The 15,704-nt window shown below is 39.6% G+C and carries 16 protein-coding genes; 10 read left to right on the forward strand and 6 right to left on the reverse strand.

Annotation, left to right across the window (positions count from 1 at the left end; translation table 11 throughout):
• The first annotated feature begins 35 nt into the window (after window positions 1-35).
• The 6 genes from H6G69_RS12185 to H6G69_RS12210 all read left to right on the forward strand — a co-directional run bounded on the left by H6G69_RS12185 (window position 36) and on the right by H6G69_RS12210 (window position 7,221).
• Complete coding sequence (locus tag H6G69_RS12185; protein WP_190686945.1) at window positions 36-803, forward strand: MlaE family lipid ABC transporter permease subunit; 768 nt, start codon at window positions 36-38, stop codon at window positions 801-803.
• Window positions 804-1,104: 301 nt separating this feature from the next.
• Window positions 1,105-1,701, forward strand: a complete 597-nt coding sequence (locus H6G69_RS12190; protein ID WP_242072047.1) for a LemA family protein — start codon at window positions 1,105-1,107, stop codon at window positions 1,699-1,701.
• A 3-nt stretch (window positions 1,702-1,704) separates the two neighbouring features.
• Complete coding sequence (locus H6G69_RS12195) at window positions 1,705-3,606, forward strand: M48 family metallopeptidase (RefSeq protein ID WP_190686603.1); 1,902 nt, start codon at window positions 1,705-1,707, stop codon at window positions 3,604-3,606.
• Between the two features lie 278 nt (window positions 3,607-3,884).
• Complete coding sequence (locus H6G69_RS12200) at window positions 3,885-4,619, forward strand: hypothetical protein (protein ID WP_190686605.1); 735 nt, start codon at window positions 3,885-3,887, stop codon at window positions 4,617-4,619.
• A 543-nt stretch (window positions 4,620-5,162) separates the two neighbouring features.
• Window positions 5,163-5,930 (forward strand): DUF1350 family protein, encoded by a 768-nt coding sequence (locus H6G69_RS12205; RefSeq protein ID WP_190686608.1) that lies wholly within the window; start codon window positions 5,163-5,165, stop codon window positions 5,928-5,930.
• A gap of 154 nt (window positions 5,931-6,084) precedes the next feature.
• Complete coding sequence (locus H6G69_RS12210; RefSeq protein ID WP_190686612.1) at window positions 6,085-7,221, forward strand: PP2C family protein-serine/threonine phosphatase; 1,137 nt, start codon at window positions 6,085-6,087, stop codon at window positions 7,219-7,221.
• On the opposite strand, the gene H6G69_RS12215 is transcribed toward H6G69_RS12210, so the two are convergent.
• The 4 genes from H6G69_RS12215 to H6G69_RS12230 form a co-directional block, all read right to left on the reverse strand.
• Complete coding sequence (locus H6G69_RS12215; RefSeq protein ID WP_190686615.1) at window positions 7,218-7,544, reverse strand: STAS domain-containing protein; 327 nt, start codon at window positions 7,542-7,544, stop codon at window positions 7,218-7,220. The two genes, H6G69_RS12210 and H6G69_RS12215, sit on opposite strands and share 4 nt — an antisense overlap.
• A gap of 799 nt (window positions 7,545-8,343) precedes the next feature.
• Window positions 8,344-9,000 (reverse strand): nucleotide exchange factor GrpE, encoded by a 657-nt coding sequence (gene grpE / locus H6G69_RS12220; RefSeq protein ID WP_190686618.1) that lies wholly within the window; start codon window positions 8,998-9,000, stop codon window positions 8,344-8,346.
• Between the two features lie 85 nt (window positions 9,001-9,085).
• The gene (locus H6G69_RS12225) at window positions 9,086-9,577 is read right to left on the reverse strand and encodes a Dps family protein (RefSeq protein ID WP_190686620.1); all 492 of its coding nucleotides are present in this window, start codon (window positions 9,575-9,577) and stop codon (window positions 9,086-9,088) included.
• Between the two features lie 106 nt (window positions 9,578-9,683).
• The gene (locus H6G69_RS12230) at window positions 9,684-9,947 is read right to left on the reverse strand and encodes a ParB N-terminal domain-containing protein (protein WP_190686624.1); all 264 of its coding nucleotides are present in this window, start codon (window positions 9,945-9,947) and stop codon (window positions 9,684-9,686) included.
• A 115-nt stretch (window positions 9,948-10,062) separates the two neighbouring features.
• Between H6G69_RS12230 and H6G69_RS12235 the strand changes: the two genes are divergently transcribed.
• Window positions 10,063-11,739 (forward strand): SpoIID/LytB domain-containing protein, encoded by a 1,677-nt coding sequence (locus tag H6G69_RS12235; RefSeq protein WP_190686631.1) that lies wholly within the window; start codon window positions 10,063-10,065, stop codon window positions 11,737-11,739.
• A gap of 216 nt (window positions 11,740-11,955) precedes the next feature.
• Here the strand turns inward: H6G69_RS12235 and H6G69_RS12240 are convergent, their stop codons facing one another.
• Entirely contained in the window at window positions 11,956-12,255 is a 300-nt protein-coding gene (locus H6G69_RS12240) for a ferredoxin (protein WP_190686634.1), read from the reverse strand.
• A gap of 284 nt (window positions 12,256-12,539) precedes the next feature.
• Here H6G69_RS12240 and H6G69_RS12245 point away from each other — a divergent pair, with 284 nt between their 5' ends.
• The 3 genes from H6G69_RS12245 (at window position 12,540) to H6G69_RS12255 (ending at window position 14,732) form a co-directional block, all read left to right on the forward strand.
• Window positions 12,540-13,559: a Gfo/Idh/MocA family oxidoreductase gene (locus H6G69_RS12245; protein ID WP_190686637.1), complete on the forward strand. Its 1,020-nt coding sequence runs from the start codon at window positions 12,540-12,542 to the stop codon at window positions 13,557-13,559.
• On the forward strand, window positions 13,556-14,326 hold the full coding sequence (gene map / locus H6G69_RS12250; protein WP_190686640.1) for a type I methionyl aminopeptidase: 771 nt from the start codon (window positions 13,556-13,558) through the stop codon (window positions 14,324-14,326). Before H6G69_RS12245 ends, map begins: the two co-directional genes overlap by 4 nt.
• A gap of 217 nt (window positions 14,327-14,543) precedes the next feature.
• Window positions 14,544-14,732 (forward strand): hypothetical protein, encoded by a 189-nt coding sequence (locus H6G69_RS12255; protein ID WP_190686644.1) that lies wholly within the window; start codon window positions 14,544-14,546, stop codon window positions 14,730-14,732.
• Window positions 14,733-14,872: 140 nt separating this feature from the next.
• Here H6G69_RS12255 and H6G69_RS12260 read toward each other — a convergent pair whose 3' ends face one another.
• A complete protein-coding gene (locus tag H6G69_RS12260; protein ID WP_190686645.1) occupies window positions 14,873-15,661 on the reverse strand; it encodes a hypothetical protein in 789 nt (262 codons plus the stop codon).
• Between the last annotated feature and the right edge of the window lie 43 nt (window positions 15,662-15,704).

The raw sequence follows: 15,704 nt of genomic DNA on the forward strand, positions 1-15,704 counted from the left end.
GATTTTGAGATGCAAAAAAATCAGTCTTAAGGGAGATAAAATTGGTATCAAAAGATAATTTTTTATTGCGTTGTTGCGCCGCATTGTTACTCTTTGGTCAAGTATGGCTGCACATACTCCAAGGAAAAACCTACTACCGCAAAGTTTTAGAACACATGGTGAAGGTTGGCCCTGGTTCTTTATCTCCAGTCCTACTAGTCAGCGGTTTTGCAGGTATGATTTTCACCATTCAAACAGCTAGAGAATTAGTCCAATTTGGTGCTGCTAGTGCAGTGGGAGGAGCTTTTGCATTAGCCTTTTGTCGAGAACTAGCACCAATTTTGACAGCTAGTATTATTGCTGGACAAGTAGGGTCTGCTTTTGCCGCAGAATTAGGAGCAATGAGAGTGACAGAGCAAATTGATGCATTATATATGCTCAAAACTGATCCTATAGATTATCTAGTACTTCCCAGAGTCATAGCTTGCACTTTAATGATGCCGATAATGATGATTTTTGCCATTATTACGGGTATTTTTGGTGGTGTGTTTGCCGCCGCTCAGTTTTACCAAGTGCTTCCCGAAGTATTTTTAGAATCTGTCAGAACTTTTTTAGAGCCGTCAGATTTATTGACTATTTTGTTGAAAGGATTTATTTTTGGGATTTTAGTGGCGGTGAATGGTTGTAGTTGGGGACTAACTACTATCGGCGGAGCTAAAGAAGTGGGAGAATCAGCAACTATAGCAGTTGTGACCACTTGGGTGTCAATTTTTATTACTGATTTTATTTTGGCTTTAGTGCTATTTGAGGGGCCAGCATTTTAGTAGTGGCTTTTGAATAGTTGAAAATGTAACCTCAGTAAAGATTCGTAATTAATTTTACAGAAGACGAAGCTAGTTGCTTACCAGTAGACTCATAATTGGTATCACTAAAAACTTGGCTAAACAAAAGACTGATACTATCTTAGATTTTCAATCTGGGATGAGAGTTTAGACAGGCTTTATTAGTCAATTTTTAATTTGCGATGACTTTAATTAGTTAGATTGGCGAAACATAATTTATTACAGCTTTCCTGAGAGAAAAGTTGAAGTTTGCCTTGGCAATTTATTTTTGTAGTAAAAAATTATGAATTTTATGGGAATCCTCATATTTTTGATTGCTTTAGTCGCAACAGTAATTCTAATTATCATTAGTAGTTACAACGATTTAGTAAAACTCCGCAATCGTTATCAGAATGCTTTTTCACAAATTGATGTGCAGTTACAACGTCGCTATGATCTCATACCCAATTTGGTAGAAACAGCCAAAGGGTACATGAAACATGAACGAGAAACTTTAGAAGCTGTCATTGCTGCACGTAATTCAGCTGTTAATGCTAGTAGCCGCGCTGTAGAAAATCCAGGTGATCCACAAGCGATGCAGCAATTAGGTAATGCGGAAGCTTCGTTAACAAATGCCTTAAGCCGTTTGATGGTAATTTCTGAATCTTATCCAGAATTGAAAGCCGATCGCACAATGACTCAAGTGATGGAAGAACTATCTTCTACAGAAAATCGAGTTGCATTTGCACGTCAGGCTTTTAATGATGCGGTAACTGTTTACAACACTAAAAAAGAATCTTTTCCTAGTAATTTAGTAGCAGGTATTTTTAACTTTAACATTGCCCAATTGCTACCAGAATCTGCGCCCGAAGTCAAACAAGCTCCTCGCATATCTTTTTAAATTATGAATTTCTTTGAGCATCAAGACCAAGCGAGACAAAATACACAAAAGTTAATCGGGTTATACGTTTTATCTATAGGAGTAATGATTGGGGCAATTTATCTTGCTACGTTATTTTTTTTGCGTATGGCTCCGCGTGTCTGGTGGCATGGACAATTGTTTTTGAGTGTAGTTTGTGTAACGACAATTGCGATCGCATTAGCGAGTTTGTATAAAATTCTTTGTCTGCGTGAAGGTGGTAGAGTTATCGCCCAAGAATTAGGCGGGCGATTATTAATATCAGACATAGCTAATGAACAAGAGCGACAACTGTTAAATATTGTTGAAGAAATGGCGATCGCATCTGGTATTTCTGTGCCAGCAGTTTATCTTTTAGATGCGGAAAAGAGTATTAATGCTTTTGCTGCGGGGTTTACAGCCAACGATGCTGTGATTGGCGTAACACACGGCACTTTACAATTCCTCAACCGAGAAGAATTACAAGGTGTCATCGGACATGAATTTAGCCACATTCTCAACGGAGATATGCGGTTAAATTTGCGTTTGATAGGCTTACTGCACGGTATTTTGTTTATTTACTTCACTGGCAGATTGTTATGGGAATTTCGGAGTAACTCCCGCGAAGATAAAGGCTTACCCTTGTGGGGGTTTGGTTTAGCACTGATTCTCATTGGCAGTGTGGGATTTTTTTGCGGTACTTTAATCAAAGCTGCAATTTCGCGTCAGCGAGAATTTTTGGCGGATGCTTCTGCTGTACAGTTTACGCGCAACCCTGATGGCATTACAGGCGTTTTAGAAAAACTCCAAAGAATGGATTCACGCTTGATTGCACCACGCGCGGAAGCTGCTAGTCATATGTTTTTTGGCAACGCCCTCAACCCATCTTTTTGGGACGAGATGCTAGCTACCCACCCACCTTTAGCAGAAAGAATTCGTCGGGTTCGGGGTGTTAAGGTGCGTAATTCCGGCTCTATGCCTACTCATTACCAAAGGCAGTCCCATACTCAAGAATCTCTAGTGATGGGTTTAGCGGGTGGTACGACAGCAAACATCACAGCCGAACAGGTGGTGAATCAAATAGGTACTGTTGCACCAGAGCATTTTGCCCATGCTCAAGCACTGTTGTCTGAGTTACCAGAATCTCTACGCCTGGGTGTCAGAGAGCAGCAAAGTGCAATGGCTATAGTCTTGGCACTGGCTTTAGAAAATGAAAATCCAGCTATCAGAGAACGTCAACTTACTTGGTTACAGCAAGTGCAGCCTGTTGATATCGTGGAAAAGATTTTGGCATTTAACAGCGAAGTTAGTCTATTACATGCTAAGTTGCGCTTACCATTGTTGGATTTAACCATCCCTGCATTACGTCAAGGTTCCGCCACAGATTGTCAACGGCTGTGCAAATATATTCATGGTTTAGCCATTGTCAACCGTAATTTATCGTTGTGGTATTTTGTGTTGCAGTTGGTATTGTGGCATCGTCTTCAGCCTTGTATTCATCCAACAGCCTCTATATCTGTGGAGTTTAACTCAATAGAACAGATTTGGCCAGATAGCATCAACGTGCTGTCGGCACTAGCAAGAGTGGGACATCCTCAAGCAGAAGCCGCTGCCTATGCTTTTCGCTGCGGTGTTTTTCGGTTGCCAGGAGCCGGACAAAAAGAAATATCAGATACTTTAGCTCCCAGTGATTTTGCTGTGGTGAAAAACAGTCTTGAGCGTTTGCGCCTAGCTAGTCCTAAAATTAAGCAAGCAGTTGTTGATGCCTGCGCCCATACGGTTTTGGTAGATAACAAAGTAACTCCCCAAGAAGCAGATTTACTCAGAGCGATCGCTATGACTCTAGACTGTCCTATACCACCATTTTTAAATGCTCAACGTAGCAATTTTGTAAAGAAAAAACCTTGATAGCTGAACTAATCACTCATAGCTGGTATTGGTAATGTTAGACACATGATTCAGGAAACTAATTTCAATTACCAAGTATCACTAACTAGTTTGTATTTAAAATAACGCTTCTCAACTTTGATGATGTATGTAAGGTCAAGCATTAACTACTGAGTAACTTAGATAAAATAGGTAAAGCAAGACTACCAGTTAATTAAAAAATTTTATCAAAATGATAGTTTAGTCAGCAATCCCGAAATTCGCTTGTTATATTGTATTAAATAACTATGTAGCTGATTATGGGGAAAGCTGTGCGTGATGATTTACATGGTTTAGAAATTAGTACCAAAGAACTGCAACAATTAACTAATTTGCCTGTCAAATATCAACTAGTTTTAATTACCAACCCTCTCAAACAGTTTAGCAAACAAATTTTTTATAAAATGAAAGGTTCGGAGGGGGCAACTGTTGTTTTTCTTAGCTTTTCTATATTTGTTTTTAGTTATCTAGGATTTGATATTATTATCCGGCTGTTTGCTAACTGGTTAGTCATTCCTTCTTGGATACTATTATTAATAGTCTGTTTTCTTGGCAGTGGAATAGCACAATTGATGTTTTATTTATTCTGGCGCAATGTGCTAAAAATCCTGAAAGAAAATATGACTTATTCTCTGAAAATCCTCTTAGAGGATGTTGATAGATATAATTCTATAATTAAAGCCATAGATATTAATGACCAAATAGAAGAAGCTGGTAATCCAGATGTTGCTATTCATCAAAGAGAAAGGGTACTTTCTGCCTTAAAACTTACCAGAGATGATTTAGTCCGTGCTTTAAAAACTGAGAGAATTTTACGAGAAAATCAAAATTTTATTGTGAGTAATGCTGAATTATTTGCCAATAATCTAGCCACTTTAACGGCAATGCAAGTGACAGAAAAGGCTACTGAGCATGGCAAATTATTAAACGAAGCATTACAGATTGCTTTAGATGTGCAGTATGAGATGAAAAAATTACAAAGTCAGGGAGGATAACGGGAAGAAAACTTTTGATTTGAGATGGCAAATTACTATCTGAGCCAAAGATATATACTCACATCTTGCACCTAGCCCCAGCGAATGGAATTCGCGGCTATACAAACGAAGTCCGCCTACGCGGACTGATGAGAAATCAAGGGTTTGGAACCCGCGCAGGCGGGTTTTGTCTGTGTAGCCGCGACTTCAGTCGCAGGCGTGCAAGATATGAGTATAGCCGTTCTCATACTAGTGAGATACAAAGTTTTTTCGTTTTAGGGAACAGGAAACAGTGAATAAATTGGCGTGTACTTCATTAGATTGGGAAACGCTATAGCAATCCTATTTGATTAATAAATTACTCAAGCAGGCAGGGAATAGGGAGTAGGAAGCGAATTGGTTGACGTTTAATTTAGAACTACGATAGATGCTTTCAGATATCTGAAACATTTGTAAATGTGGATTAGCTACTGCCTCTTTTAATTTTTGAGCGATCGAGATTTCGCAGTGTTACTATTCCCGATCTAACATAAAGAAGTGTAAACTAAAAAATCGCCTACAGGCATGGACTGGAAAGAAATTAGAGGTAACTGGGTACTCATTCCCCAAAATCCCAAAGGAATTATCCATTTTTTAGGGGGTGCATTTGTCGCTACCGCACCACACTTGACTTACCGTTGCTTATTAGAACAGTTAGCCAATAAGGGATATGTTGTTATAGCTACCCCTTTTGTGAATACATTAGATCATATAGCGATCGCAAAATCTGTCTTGCTGAACTTTGAACGTACTCTCGAACGTTTACACGACTCAGCTTTACTGCGTAAGCTGTATCTCCCTACCTATGGTATTGGACATAGTATGGGTTGCAAACTCCACTTGCTCATAGGTAGCCTTTGTCCGGTAGAACGAGCCGGAAATATTTTAATCTCCTTTAATAACTATGCGGCTAAAGATGCGATTCCTCTAGTAGAACAACTAAATTCTACATTGGCGATTGAATTTACACCCTCGCCATTAGAAACTAACAAAATAGTGCAGCAAAATTATCAAATCCGCCGCAACTTATTAATTAAATTCCATAACGATACCCTTGACCAATCAGCCGCTTTAACCAAAATCTTACAACAACGCTTTCCAGATATGGTGACAACTCAAACATTAACTGGAAATCATACAACGCCTTTAGGACAAGATATTCAATGGCAACCAGGCAATTCATTCACTCCCTTCGATGCTTTTGGACAATGGTTTAAGCAAGAAGTATATCGAGATTTAAATCAACTCAAAAATTCTATTCTTTTGTGGCTAAATCCTTTATCGCCACCATAATATTTGCTTCAGATGGAAATTAGAGAAATCGGCTGAATAATTAGGATGGGTTATCCAGATTGGGGATTGTAGTTAAAAGGATTTAGCCTCAGAACTTCTATCTGGTTTGCCTATCCTTTTTAATTTTTTTCATACAATATTTATTTATATGATTATGTTTCAAATTCTCGTAATTGATGATGACCCTACCATTCAAATATTTTTGAAAAGATTGTTAGAAAAACAAGGCTATCAGGTAATTACTGCTTGTAATGGTGAAGAGGGAATCGCTCAGGCAATTTCTTGCCGTCCTGCCTTAATTATTTGTGACTGGATTATGCCATTATTAAATGGAATAGAAGTCTGTAAATATATTAAATCTGATCCCGATTTATCTACTAGTTTTTTTATTTTATTAACTTCTTTAGATTCAGTCGCCGATCGCGTCAAGGGATTAGATGCAGGTGCGGATGATTTTATCTCTAAGCCTATCGAACAAAACGAATTAAAGGCCAGAGTTAGGGCTGGATTGCGACTGCATCAATTAAGCCGAGATTTACAAACGCAAAAACAGCTTTTAGAAACCGAACTAGCTGAAGCTGCAGACTATGTGCGATCGCTTTTACCATTACCAATCACCGAACCATTACATATTGACTCTTATTTTATTCCCTCACGTCAACTAGGTGGTGATTGTTTCGATTATTATTGGCTAGATTCTCATTATTTAGCCGTTTATTTATTAGATACTGCTGGGCATGGACTAAAAGCAACTCTGCCGTCTATTTCGGTTTTAAATTTATTGCGTTCTCGTGCCTTAAAAGATTTGAATTACTATCAACCTAGTGAAGTACTGAAAGCCTTAAATGAAACCTTTCAGATGAATTATCAAAATGATAAATACTTTACTATTTGGTATGGAGTTTATAACTATGAAACTCGCCAGTTAACTTATGCTAGTGCTGGGCATCCCCCGGCGATTTTAGTATCAGGTAACTCATCCAGAAATGCCGAATTTAAACTATTAAGAACCCCGGGAATGCCTGTTGGGATGTTTCCTGAAGCCAAATATGTAGATGCCTATTGTGAAGTAGAAAGCTTGAGTAATCTTTATATTTTTAGCGATGGTGCTTACGAAATTACTAAATCTGATGGCACACTTTGGAGTTTAGATGGGTTAATTCAGATACTCACGAGTTTACAAAATACTCTTGACTGTCCACTCGAACAAGTATTAAATTACCTAATTTCTTTAAACTCCAAAGATGCTTTTGATGATGATTTATCAATCTTACGAATCAAATTTAATTAGCTGTTTGCCAGCACTATTTGATGAAAATCCTCTTGAGTAGGGAAAATTTCAAATACTTTATCCATGCCAGTCACTTCAAATAAAATTCTGATTTGTTCGTTAATAGAACAAAGAACTAATTTTGTATCTGTTGCTCTTAAGGTTTTAAAGGCTAATACTAAAGCTCCTAAGGCTATACTGTCCATAAATGTCACATCTTGACAGTCCACTAAAACGATTTTTGCGCCACTTTCTTGGAGATAAGTAATATTGTCTCTTAGTTCTTGTGAGTTAGCAGTATTGATAATGCCATTGAGTTTCACAACTTTAACTTGCTGTTCCATAACATTTTATCCCCAATTGTTGTAAAAAAAGTTACTGAATTTGCTAGTATTATATACTAATAGCCATTTTTAATAAAAACCTAGCAAAACAGAAATAATCAATTATTCCTAGCTAACCGCTAGATGTCTGGCATAAACGTTAATTATGAGAATTGAAAAAATGTCTGATACTCATAAAAATAATTCCAGACATAATACATACCAATAGTTACTTAAGAAGTATCCATAATGTCACTTGCCTAATTTGCTCACAATATTTGAGTAGCTTTGATAGGCTATTCGGAAATTAACAACTCAATTTGAATTGAGGATGGCATGGGGAACTTGTGAATTAAACCTGCAAGAAGTTAGGTATATGAACATAACTGATAATCAAAAGTTATTTTTGTATCAGTTGCACCAAAATTTGGTTAGTAAAACTAATGTTATCTGACTCAAGTTAAAATTAGAAATTATCAGCAGGTTATCTACCATCTGATAACAACTCACTAATTATAGAAAATCAAATTTGTATATCAGGTGACTTGATAGCTAACAAATAATGATTCAATTGCCATAATCTGTAAAGCATCTGCAATGTATCCCATGATTTACTTTGCTGGCTGATTTAATAGCCTAATCTATATTAATCAGTGTTGCTGACCTAAATTCCTGAAAGGTTAATTGCTAAAATTTGCTCAAGTGTTGGCAGAAGAATGCTTCCATTTTAATTATTCCCAATATTGATAATATTATTAACAACGATTTTAATTATCAAAAAAATTAGGAGTTAAGCATCTCATCTCAACTCCTATCAACTCTATGATGTTGGCTGCACTTTGGCTCGATAAAGTAGCTTATCTCCTTGCTGGTAGCCAGGATAACGGACTTTGACTAATTCGTTTGGTTGTGCGGTTCCTGCCATTAATTGATGCTTTTGCGGATCATAGGGTATTTCTGCGCCTACAGGCGCGATCGCTTCTACACCCCAAGTTTGTAAAAGTTTATTTAGTGGGTTCTCCACTAAGGGTACTATCTTCACCGCCTCTAACTGCGGATTTTCGCGTGCTTTTTGGGCAGCCACAGGAAACTGCAACAATAAAGATTCCAGCAGTTGTAAGCTCGACTGCTGGAATTGTTGGAGTAGTAACTCGCGTTGTTGTTCAATTTGTAATTGCGATCGCTGATATTCTTTTTTTAAATCTGCAATCTCTTGTAACATCTGCTGAGTAGATACTCCCTTCTCTTGACTCAACTTGCAGCTGGAAAAAGTCGTGACTAATTCACTCAAAGATACCTGAAGCACTGATGACAACTTCAACAGCACATCCACTCGCATCTGGGCTATTTCTCCCCGCCGTAACCGTAAGATTTGCCTTTCCGAAACAGCAGCCGCTTGACTCAAAGCCTTAAAACTCGTAATTCCAACTTTTTGGTTTAATTCTTGCAGTTTTTGGTGGAAATCAGTATTAGCCATTGCTGAGGGAAAGATAAAGGCTCCAAGATGAAGCATAAAGCCTGAAAAAACATTTCATACTTCATACTTCATCCTTCATAATTCTCTATTCTTCCAGCAAACTTCTCAACATCCAAGCAGTCTTTTCATGAACCTGCATCCGTTGAGTCAATAAATCGGCGGTGGGTTCGTCGTTTACTTCATCCACAACCGGGAAAATAGACCTAGCAGTTCTCACAACAGCTTCTTGTCCTTCTACCAGCAACTGAATCATTTCCTTGGCTTTGGGAACCCCAGACGTTTCGGGAATCGAACTCAGTTTGGCATATTCACTGTATGTTCCGGGTGCAGGATAACCCAAGGCTCTAATTCTTTCAGCAATTAAATCGACAGCTAAGGCAAGTTCTGTATACTGGGTTTCAAACATTAAGTGCAAAGTTTGAAACATTGGGCCAGTAACATTCCAGTGGAAGTTATGGGTTTTTAAATATAGTGTATAGGTGTCAGCCAACAGGCGCGACAATCCTTCAGCAATTTTGGTGCGACTTTCGTCGTCAATGCCAATATTTACATTTTTTACCGTTGCTTGAGATGACATAATTTTCTCCTAAACTTATTATTTGAGGAATAGGGTTGAGAACGGATGAAGTTTTAGGGCTGAAATATGAAATTCCATACTTCACACTTGACACTTCATACTTTTACTACGCTAAGTGCATCTTGAGAACACTGCGAGGAGCTTTACGGACTCTGGCTAAGATGGTTTCTTTGCCTAAACGCTGGCAGGCTTCATAACGGTGACAGCCAGAAAAGCCATAATACTGTCCGTCTACCTCTAAAACATCAATAGGTTCTTGTTGCCCAATTTCCGCAATTGATTCCATTAAGGCTTTCACTTTGTTGGGATCGTTGACTCTCGGCAACGGACGCTTAATTTGATTTAACGGTATCTCTTGTACTTTAGCCATAAGGAGTTGATTTAATTAGTTCTGCTTTGTATCCATATATAAATCATAGTCATTATGACTTCGATTTGCAAGTGATTCGGGTAGCTAAATTGGTAATGGTACTATTGGAGCGTTCATGCGACAAAACCACTACGCTACGAAGCAAATAGAAATTCTGCCCAGACCAAGAACAAGAGGGCAGAATTTAGTCAAGATAAACTTTTCGTTTTGGCGTTTGTCTTACACTGTAGTGACGGCATTTTGCTTGTTGGGATTCACCGCAGCATCAGGCCCAACCAGCATTGGCAATGACGTGGAATTGAGGGTAGGAATCATACAAAGGTTTGGCGAGAAATCAACTGCCAAGCTGCAACTAGAACCGACCGCAAGCGATCGCTTGCGGCTAAGATTTCAAGTAGGTAGCAAACTAGAAACCATCGTCACTGATAAACCCATCAAGCTAGAAACAGTGATGCAAACCTTACCAAAACCTGTAGTTGAGGAGGTAGTGGTTTTAGGAACTTACCGTACCTTTGAAACAGCAGAAGATAGTGCCAAAAAATGGCGTTCTCAAGGGGTAGAAGTGGAAATATCTCAGCCAGAACGTTGGCAAGTCTGGGCAAAACGAGATGTTTACAGTACGGCTTTACTGCGTCGCTTGTTATTCCAGAACGTGCAAGCGGCTGGCGCGAAAATGGCCTACGTCGATACGAAAATTCAAGACAAAGTGCCACGGGTAAGTTGGGTAGTCAATGGCAAGCGTTACAGTCCCAACGAATTAGCCATTAGTGCTGACAAAAACTTAATTCGGGTCAGCAAAGGTGAAAAACCGGGAACTGGTAGGTTGTATTCAGGACGCATGACATTACAGCCCAACGCTTACGGGACTTACACTTTAGTCAATGAAGTGCGGTTAGAAACTTATTTACGCGGTGTTGTCCCCAACGAAATTGGTACTGACGTACCAACAGCCGCCTTAGAATCCCAGGCAATTTTGGCGCGGACTTACGCTTTGAGAAATGTGCGCCGATTTGCTGTAGATAACTACCAATTGTGTGCCGATACTCACTGCCAAGTTTATTATGGGCTAAGTGGGGCCACAGCCAAAACAGACAAAGCGATCGCCGCAACGCGAGGCATGGTACTAACCTACAATAACCAGCTAGTTGATGCCTTATATTCTTCCACAACTGGTGGTGTCACCGCCTTTTTTAGCGATGTCTGGAATGGGGAAGACCGTCCTTATTTACAGCCAGTAGTGGACACGCCGATTAATTTTTGGAATCTGTCACAACAAAGTTTAGCGGATGAAAAGAATTTCCAGAGATTTATTAGCATGAAACAAGGCTTTAATGAAAGCAACTGGGATGTATTTCGTTGGCGCAAAGAAAGTTCCATCCCAGAAATTACCAAGGATTTGCAAAAATTCTTGAGCGTCAAAAAAAGCCCCTACGCTAAATTTACCACCCTAGAAGCGATCGCCATCACTAAACGCAGTTCCAGTGGACGTATCCTTGATTTAGCTGTCAAAACCGACATTGGCGTATTTACCTTACACAAAGACGAAATCCGCAGTGCCTTTGCAGCCCCTGTAAGTACCTTATTTTACTTACAACCATTAAATAAAGGTGCAGCCGAATTGTGGGGATATGCTTTTATTGGTGGCGGATTAGGACATGGTGTTGGCTTAAGTCAAACTGGCGCACAAAATTTAGCCAAACTTGGTTGGTCAACTCCCAAAATTCTTCAGTTTTACTATCCTGGTACGAAGATTCAAATTTTCAACGACCAAATTAGTAACCCTGCAGGTTAGGGAGTAGAGAGGAAAACTGTAACCTGTTCCTCCAAAAACGAATAAAGCAGGAAAACAAAATTTTGTTTTCCTGCTGGAGCGTGAAGATACTAGAATTTTTGTCAAACTAACTTGAAAAAACACAAGTAGGAAGAAAAAATCTTCCTATTTGTGCTGCTAGGCTTTTTTCAACTTCAATAACTCTTGCAAGAGATTTTTTGGGGGAATATTTAACTCTTAGTAGAGGTCTTCTTCTTTGTGGGTTTCGATTGTAACGTCAGAGGTTGGATAAGCTACACAAGTCAGCACATATCCAGCTTCGATTTGATCGTCATCCAAGAAAGACTGATCACCTTGATCAATACTACCAGAAATGAGTTTGCCAGCGCAGGTGGAGCAAGCACCAGCACGGCAAGAGTAAGGCAGATCAAGACCTTCGTCTTCAGCTGCGTCTAGAATGTACACATCGTCAGCAACATCAATTGTTTTGTTTAAGCCTTCAGCTTCGTTGATCAGGGTAACTTTGTAAGTTGCCATTTCAGTATTCCTCTCTTTTGTAGACGGCAGTATAAGTTATGCTAAAGCAATACTCACGGCTTAACTTATAGGATTAGCCGCTGATGAAAATTTACTTCAATTCTGATACTACGGGAAAAACTAAATCATGTAACTGGAAATCGACCACGATTAGTAATGAAATTTAGTTACTTGTGAATAATAAGTTTACTTTATACATTAGCTGAGTGAGTAGTAGCTTTCAGATTTGCATAAATTCCCCTCAATTTTGCGGCTTAGGGTATAAGTCTATGTATTGAAGGATCGTGTATAATTCAAAGGCAGTTTTGGGGCAAGCAAAAGTGCGTGTCGGCTTGGTAGGAACTGGGTATGCAGCAAAGTTAAGAGCAGAAGCACTGCTGCAAGATGAACGAACCCATCTAGATGCAGTTGTTGGTCATACTTTAGAAACAACAGAGAATTTCGCTAAAGAATTTCAAGCCTCTGCTGTTCATTCTTGGCAAGAGTTAGTAGCACAAGATGATTTGGATTTAATTGTAATATCCACAGTCAATCGAGATCATGGAGCGATCGCTCGTGCTGCACTTACCCAAGGCAAACACGTCATTGTCGAATATCCCCTAGCAATAGATTTAGTAGAAGCAGAAGAACTCCTGGCTTTAGCCAAAGCTCAAAATAAATTACTCCACGTCGAACACATAGAATTACTAGGTGGCTTACACCAAGCATTGAAACAAAACCTAGATCAAGTTGGTGATGTGTTTTATGTCCGCTACAGCACCGTCAACCCGCAAAATCCTGCACCGCGTAAGTGGACTTATAACCCCGAATTATTTGGTTTTCCTTTAATTGGTGCAATTTCTCGAGTGCATCGTCTGGTTGATTTGTTTGGAAAAGTCTTTACAGTGAACTGCCATCAGCGATATTGGGCAGTAGAATCGGAATACTACCAAACTTGTTTGTGTACGAGTCAACTGTGCTTTAGCAGTGGACTTTTAGCACAAGTGATTTATGCTAAAGGCGAGACAATATGGCAAGCAGAGCGTAAATTTGAAGTTCACGGCGAAAAAGGTGCTTTAATTTTTGATGGCAATACAGGATACTTAATCCAGCCTGGAGAAACTACACCAATTGATGTTGGCACACGTCGGGGTTTATTTGCTAAAGATACAACTATGGTGTTAGACCATCTTTTTGATGGCACTCCTTTGTACGTTACCCCAGAACAGAGTTTGTACACCTTGAAAGTGGCTGATGCTGCCTATAGAGCAGCACACTCAGGTTTAACTATATTTTTGAATGATGCTTTAGAAGAAAGTCCATGAAAATCGAAACAATCGTTATTTTATCCTCACGCGAAATCGACAAAATGCGTCGAGCCGGAAGCTTGGCAGCTAAACTTCTAGAGCATCTAGAACCGCTAGTTAAACCTGGGGTGAGTACGCTGGAACTCAATGATGAGGCTGAACGCTGGACTCAAGCGCACGGTGCTAAAAGCGCACCTCTTGGTTATAAAGGTTTTCCTCGGTCAATTTGCACTAGTGTGAACGAGGTCATTTGTCACGGCATCCCTAATGCTAAACAAATCCTCAAAGAAGGAGACATAATTAATATTGATGTTACGCCGATTGTAGATGGATATCACGGTGATACCTCAAAAACATTTATTGTTGGTAATGCATCTCCTAAGGCGCAAAAGTTAGTAGAAGTTACCCAAGAGTGCCTTTATCGAGGTATTGCTGAAGTTAAACCAGGGGCAAAGGTGGGTGATATTGGGGCAGCTATTCAAGAGTATGCTGAGTCTCAAGGCTTTTCTGTGGTGCGGGATTTTGTTGGACATGGCATTAGTAATATTTTTCACACTGCACCGGATATTCCCCACTACGGCACGCGAGGCAAAGGTAAGCGCCTCAGACCAGGAATGGTATTTACCATTGAGCCAATGATTAACGAGGGTACTTGGGAAGTAGAGATGTTGGGCGATGGTTGGACGGCTGTAACACGCGATCGCAAATTATCAGCGCAATTTGAACATACAATAGCAGTCACAGAAGAGGGTGTAGAAATCTTGACCCTACCTGAAGATAAATAATGGCTGGGGACGCAGAAGTTTGCGTCCCTAGCCAGCTAATCAAAACAGGGTTAAAGAATAACGAACCACAGAGGCACAGAGTTCACGGAGAAAGAAGAGTTTTAAAGATATTTTAAGTAAGTTAGCCAGTAAAAACTCTATAATCAAGGTATAAAAATTTTTCTATTCTTATTCCCAATTTTTAGCGATAATTGAGATAGAACTCAATTAATTATTTATGTCTACAGTTTCTTGTACTGGTTGTGTCGTAATTCTCAACCAACAAAATGAACAAAATCTTACCCACCAACAGCAGTATCAGGAAGAACCAATCAATCACAGCAAGAATAAGAGTAAAAATTGTACTGTGGTTGAAAATGGTCGAGTTGTGGTGATTTCCTCACAGTCTGATGAAACAAAGTGCTGAGTGCTGAGTGCTGAGTATAAATTTCCGTATCTTCAAGGTTTTGAGCAATTATAATAGGGAACAGGCGACAGGTGATAGGGTTAAAAGCCTTGTAGTATCTGAGTTTTTAACGTAGACACAGAACGCAATCTAAAATCGGATTACCGCCATTTTTCACTCCAAGCACCTGTGACATTAAACCCACCAGGAACGGAAGTGAACTTCAATGAACCCCAACCGAAAGTATTACAAATTGGCCCAAACCCTTGAGTGCAAACATCGCTAGCGCCGTAACCGTTAAAAGAACGCGTACCGATGTGAGAATAAGTTGAACCTTCCCAATTACCGTTACCAAACCAAGTGGTATTGTTTGGCCCAACACGCAGAACGCAACGCAAACCAGAACCTTGACGGCTACCTGCGAGGTCAGAGACGCGGTATTCATCAAAGTAACCACCACAAGTTTTTGGTCTGGGTAAAGGTTTATAGCTAGTAGCTTTTACTAAATGCCATTCTTCATTCCATGCGCCAGTGACACGAATTGTGGAACCACTAACTTCTACTTTGAGATTTCCGGGGAAGTTGTTGTGAATATTTTCGCCATTGCCATAAATATCAGAAGCAAAACCAACAAGGTTGGAACTTCTGTAAATTGCTTGTCCTACGTGGCGATAGGTTGCACCACCCCAATTACCTTCGCCATACCAAGCCAGACGCGGAATACTTGTCCCTGGTTTACCTTCGCTAAATTTAACGCAGCGAATCCCCAATCCTTGGCGGTTATCTAACGGTTTTACAATATACGTACGTAGATGGGGGCCGCAGCTAAAGTTTGGCGCTTGAACTAAATCTAAATCTCTAATTATAGGTATTTGGGCAAAAACACTGCTAGCGGTAGATATGGCGACTAAACTACCAATTGTGAAAGATTTCATTGCGAGGCGAAACATAAATCAATTTCCATGTAGTAAAGTTTGTGCAGGCTTGTTTGAA

It is taken from the genome of Nostoc sp. FACHB-110 (assembly GCF_014697425.1).
Lineage (GTDB): Bacteria > Cyanobacteriota > Cyanobacteriia > Cyanobacteriales > Nostocaceae > Nostoc_B.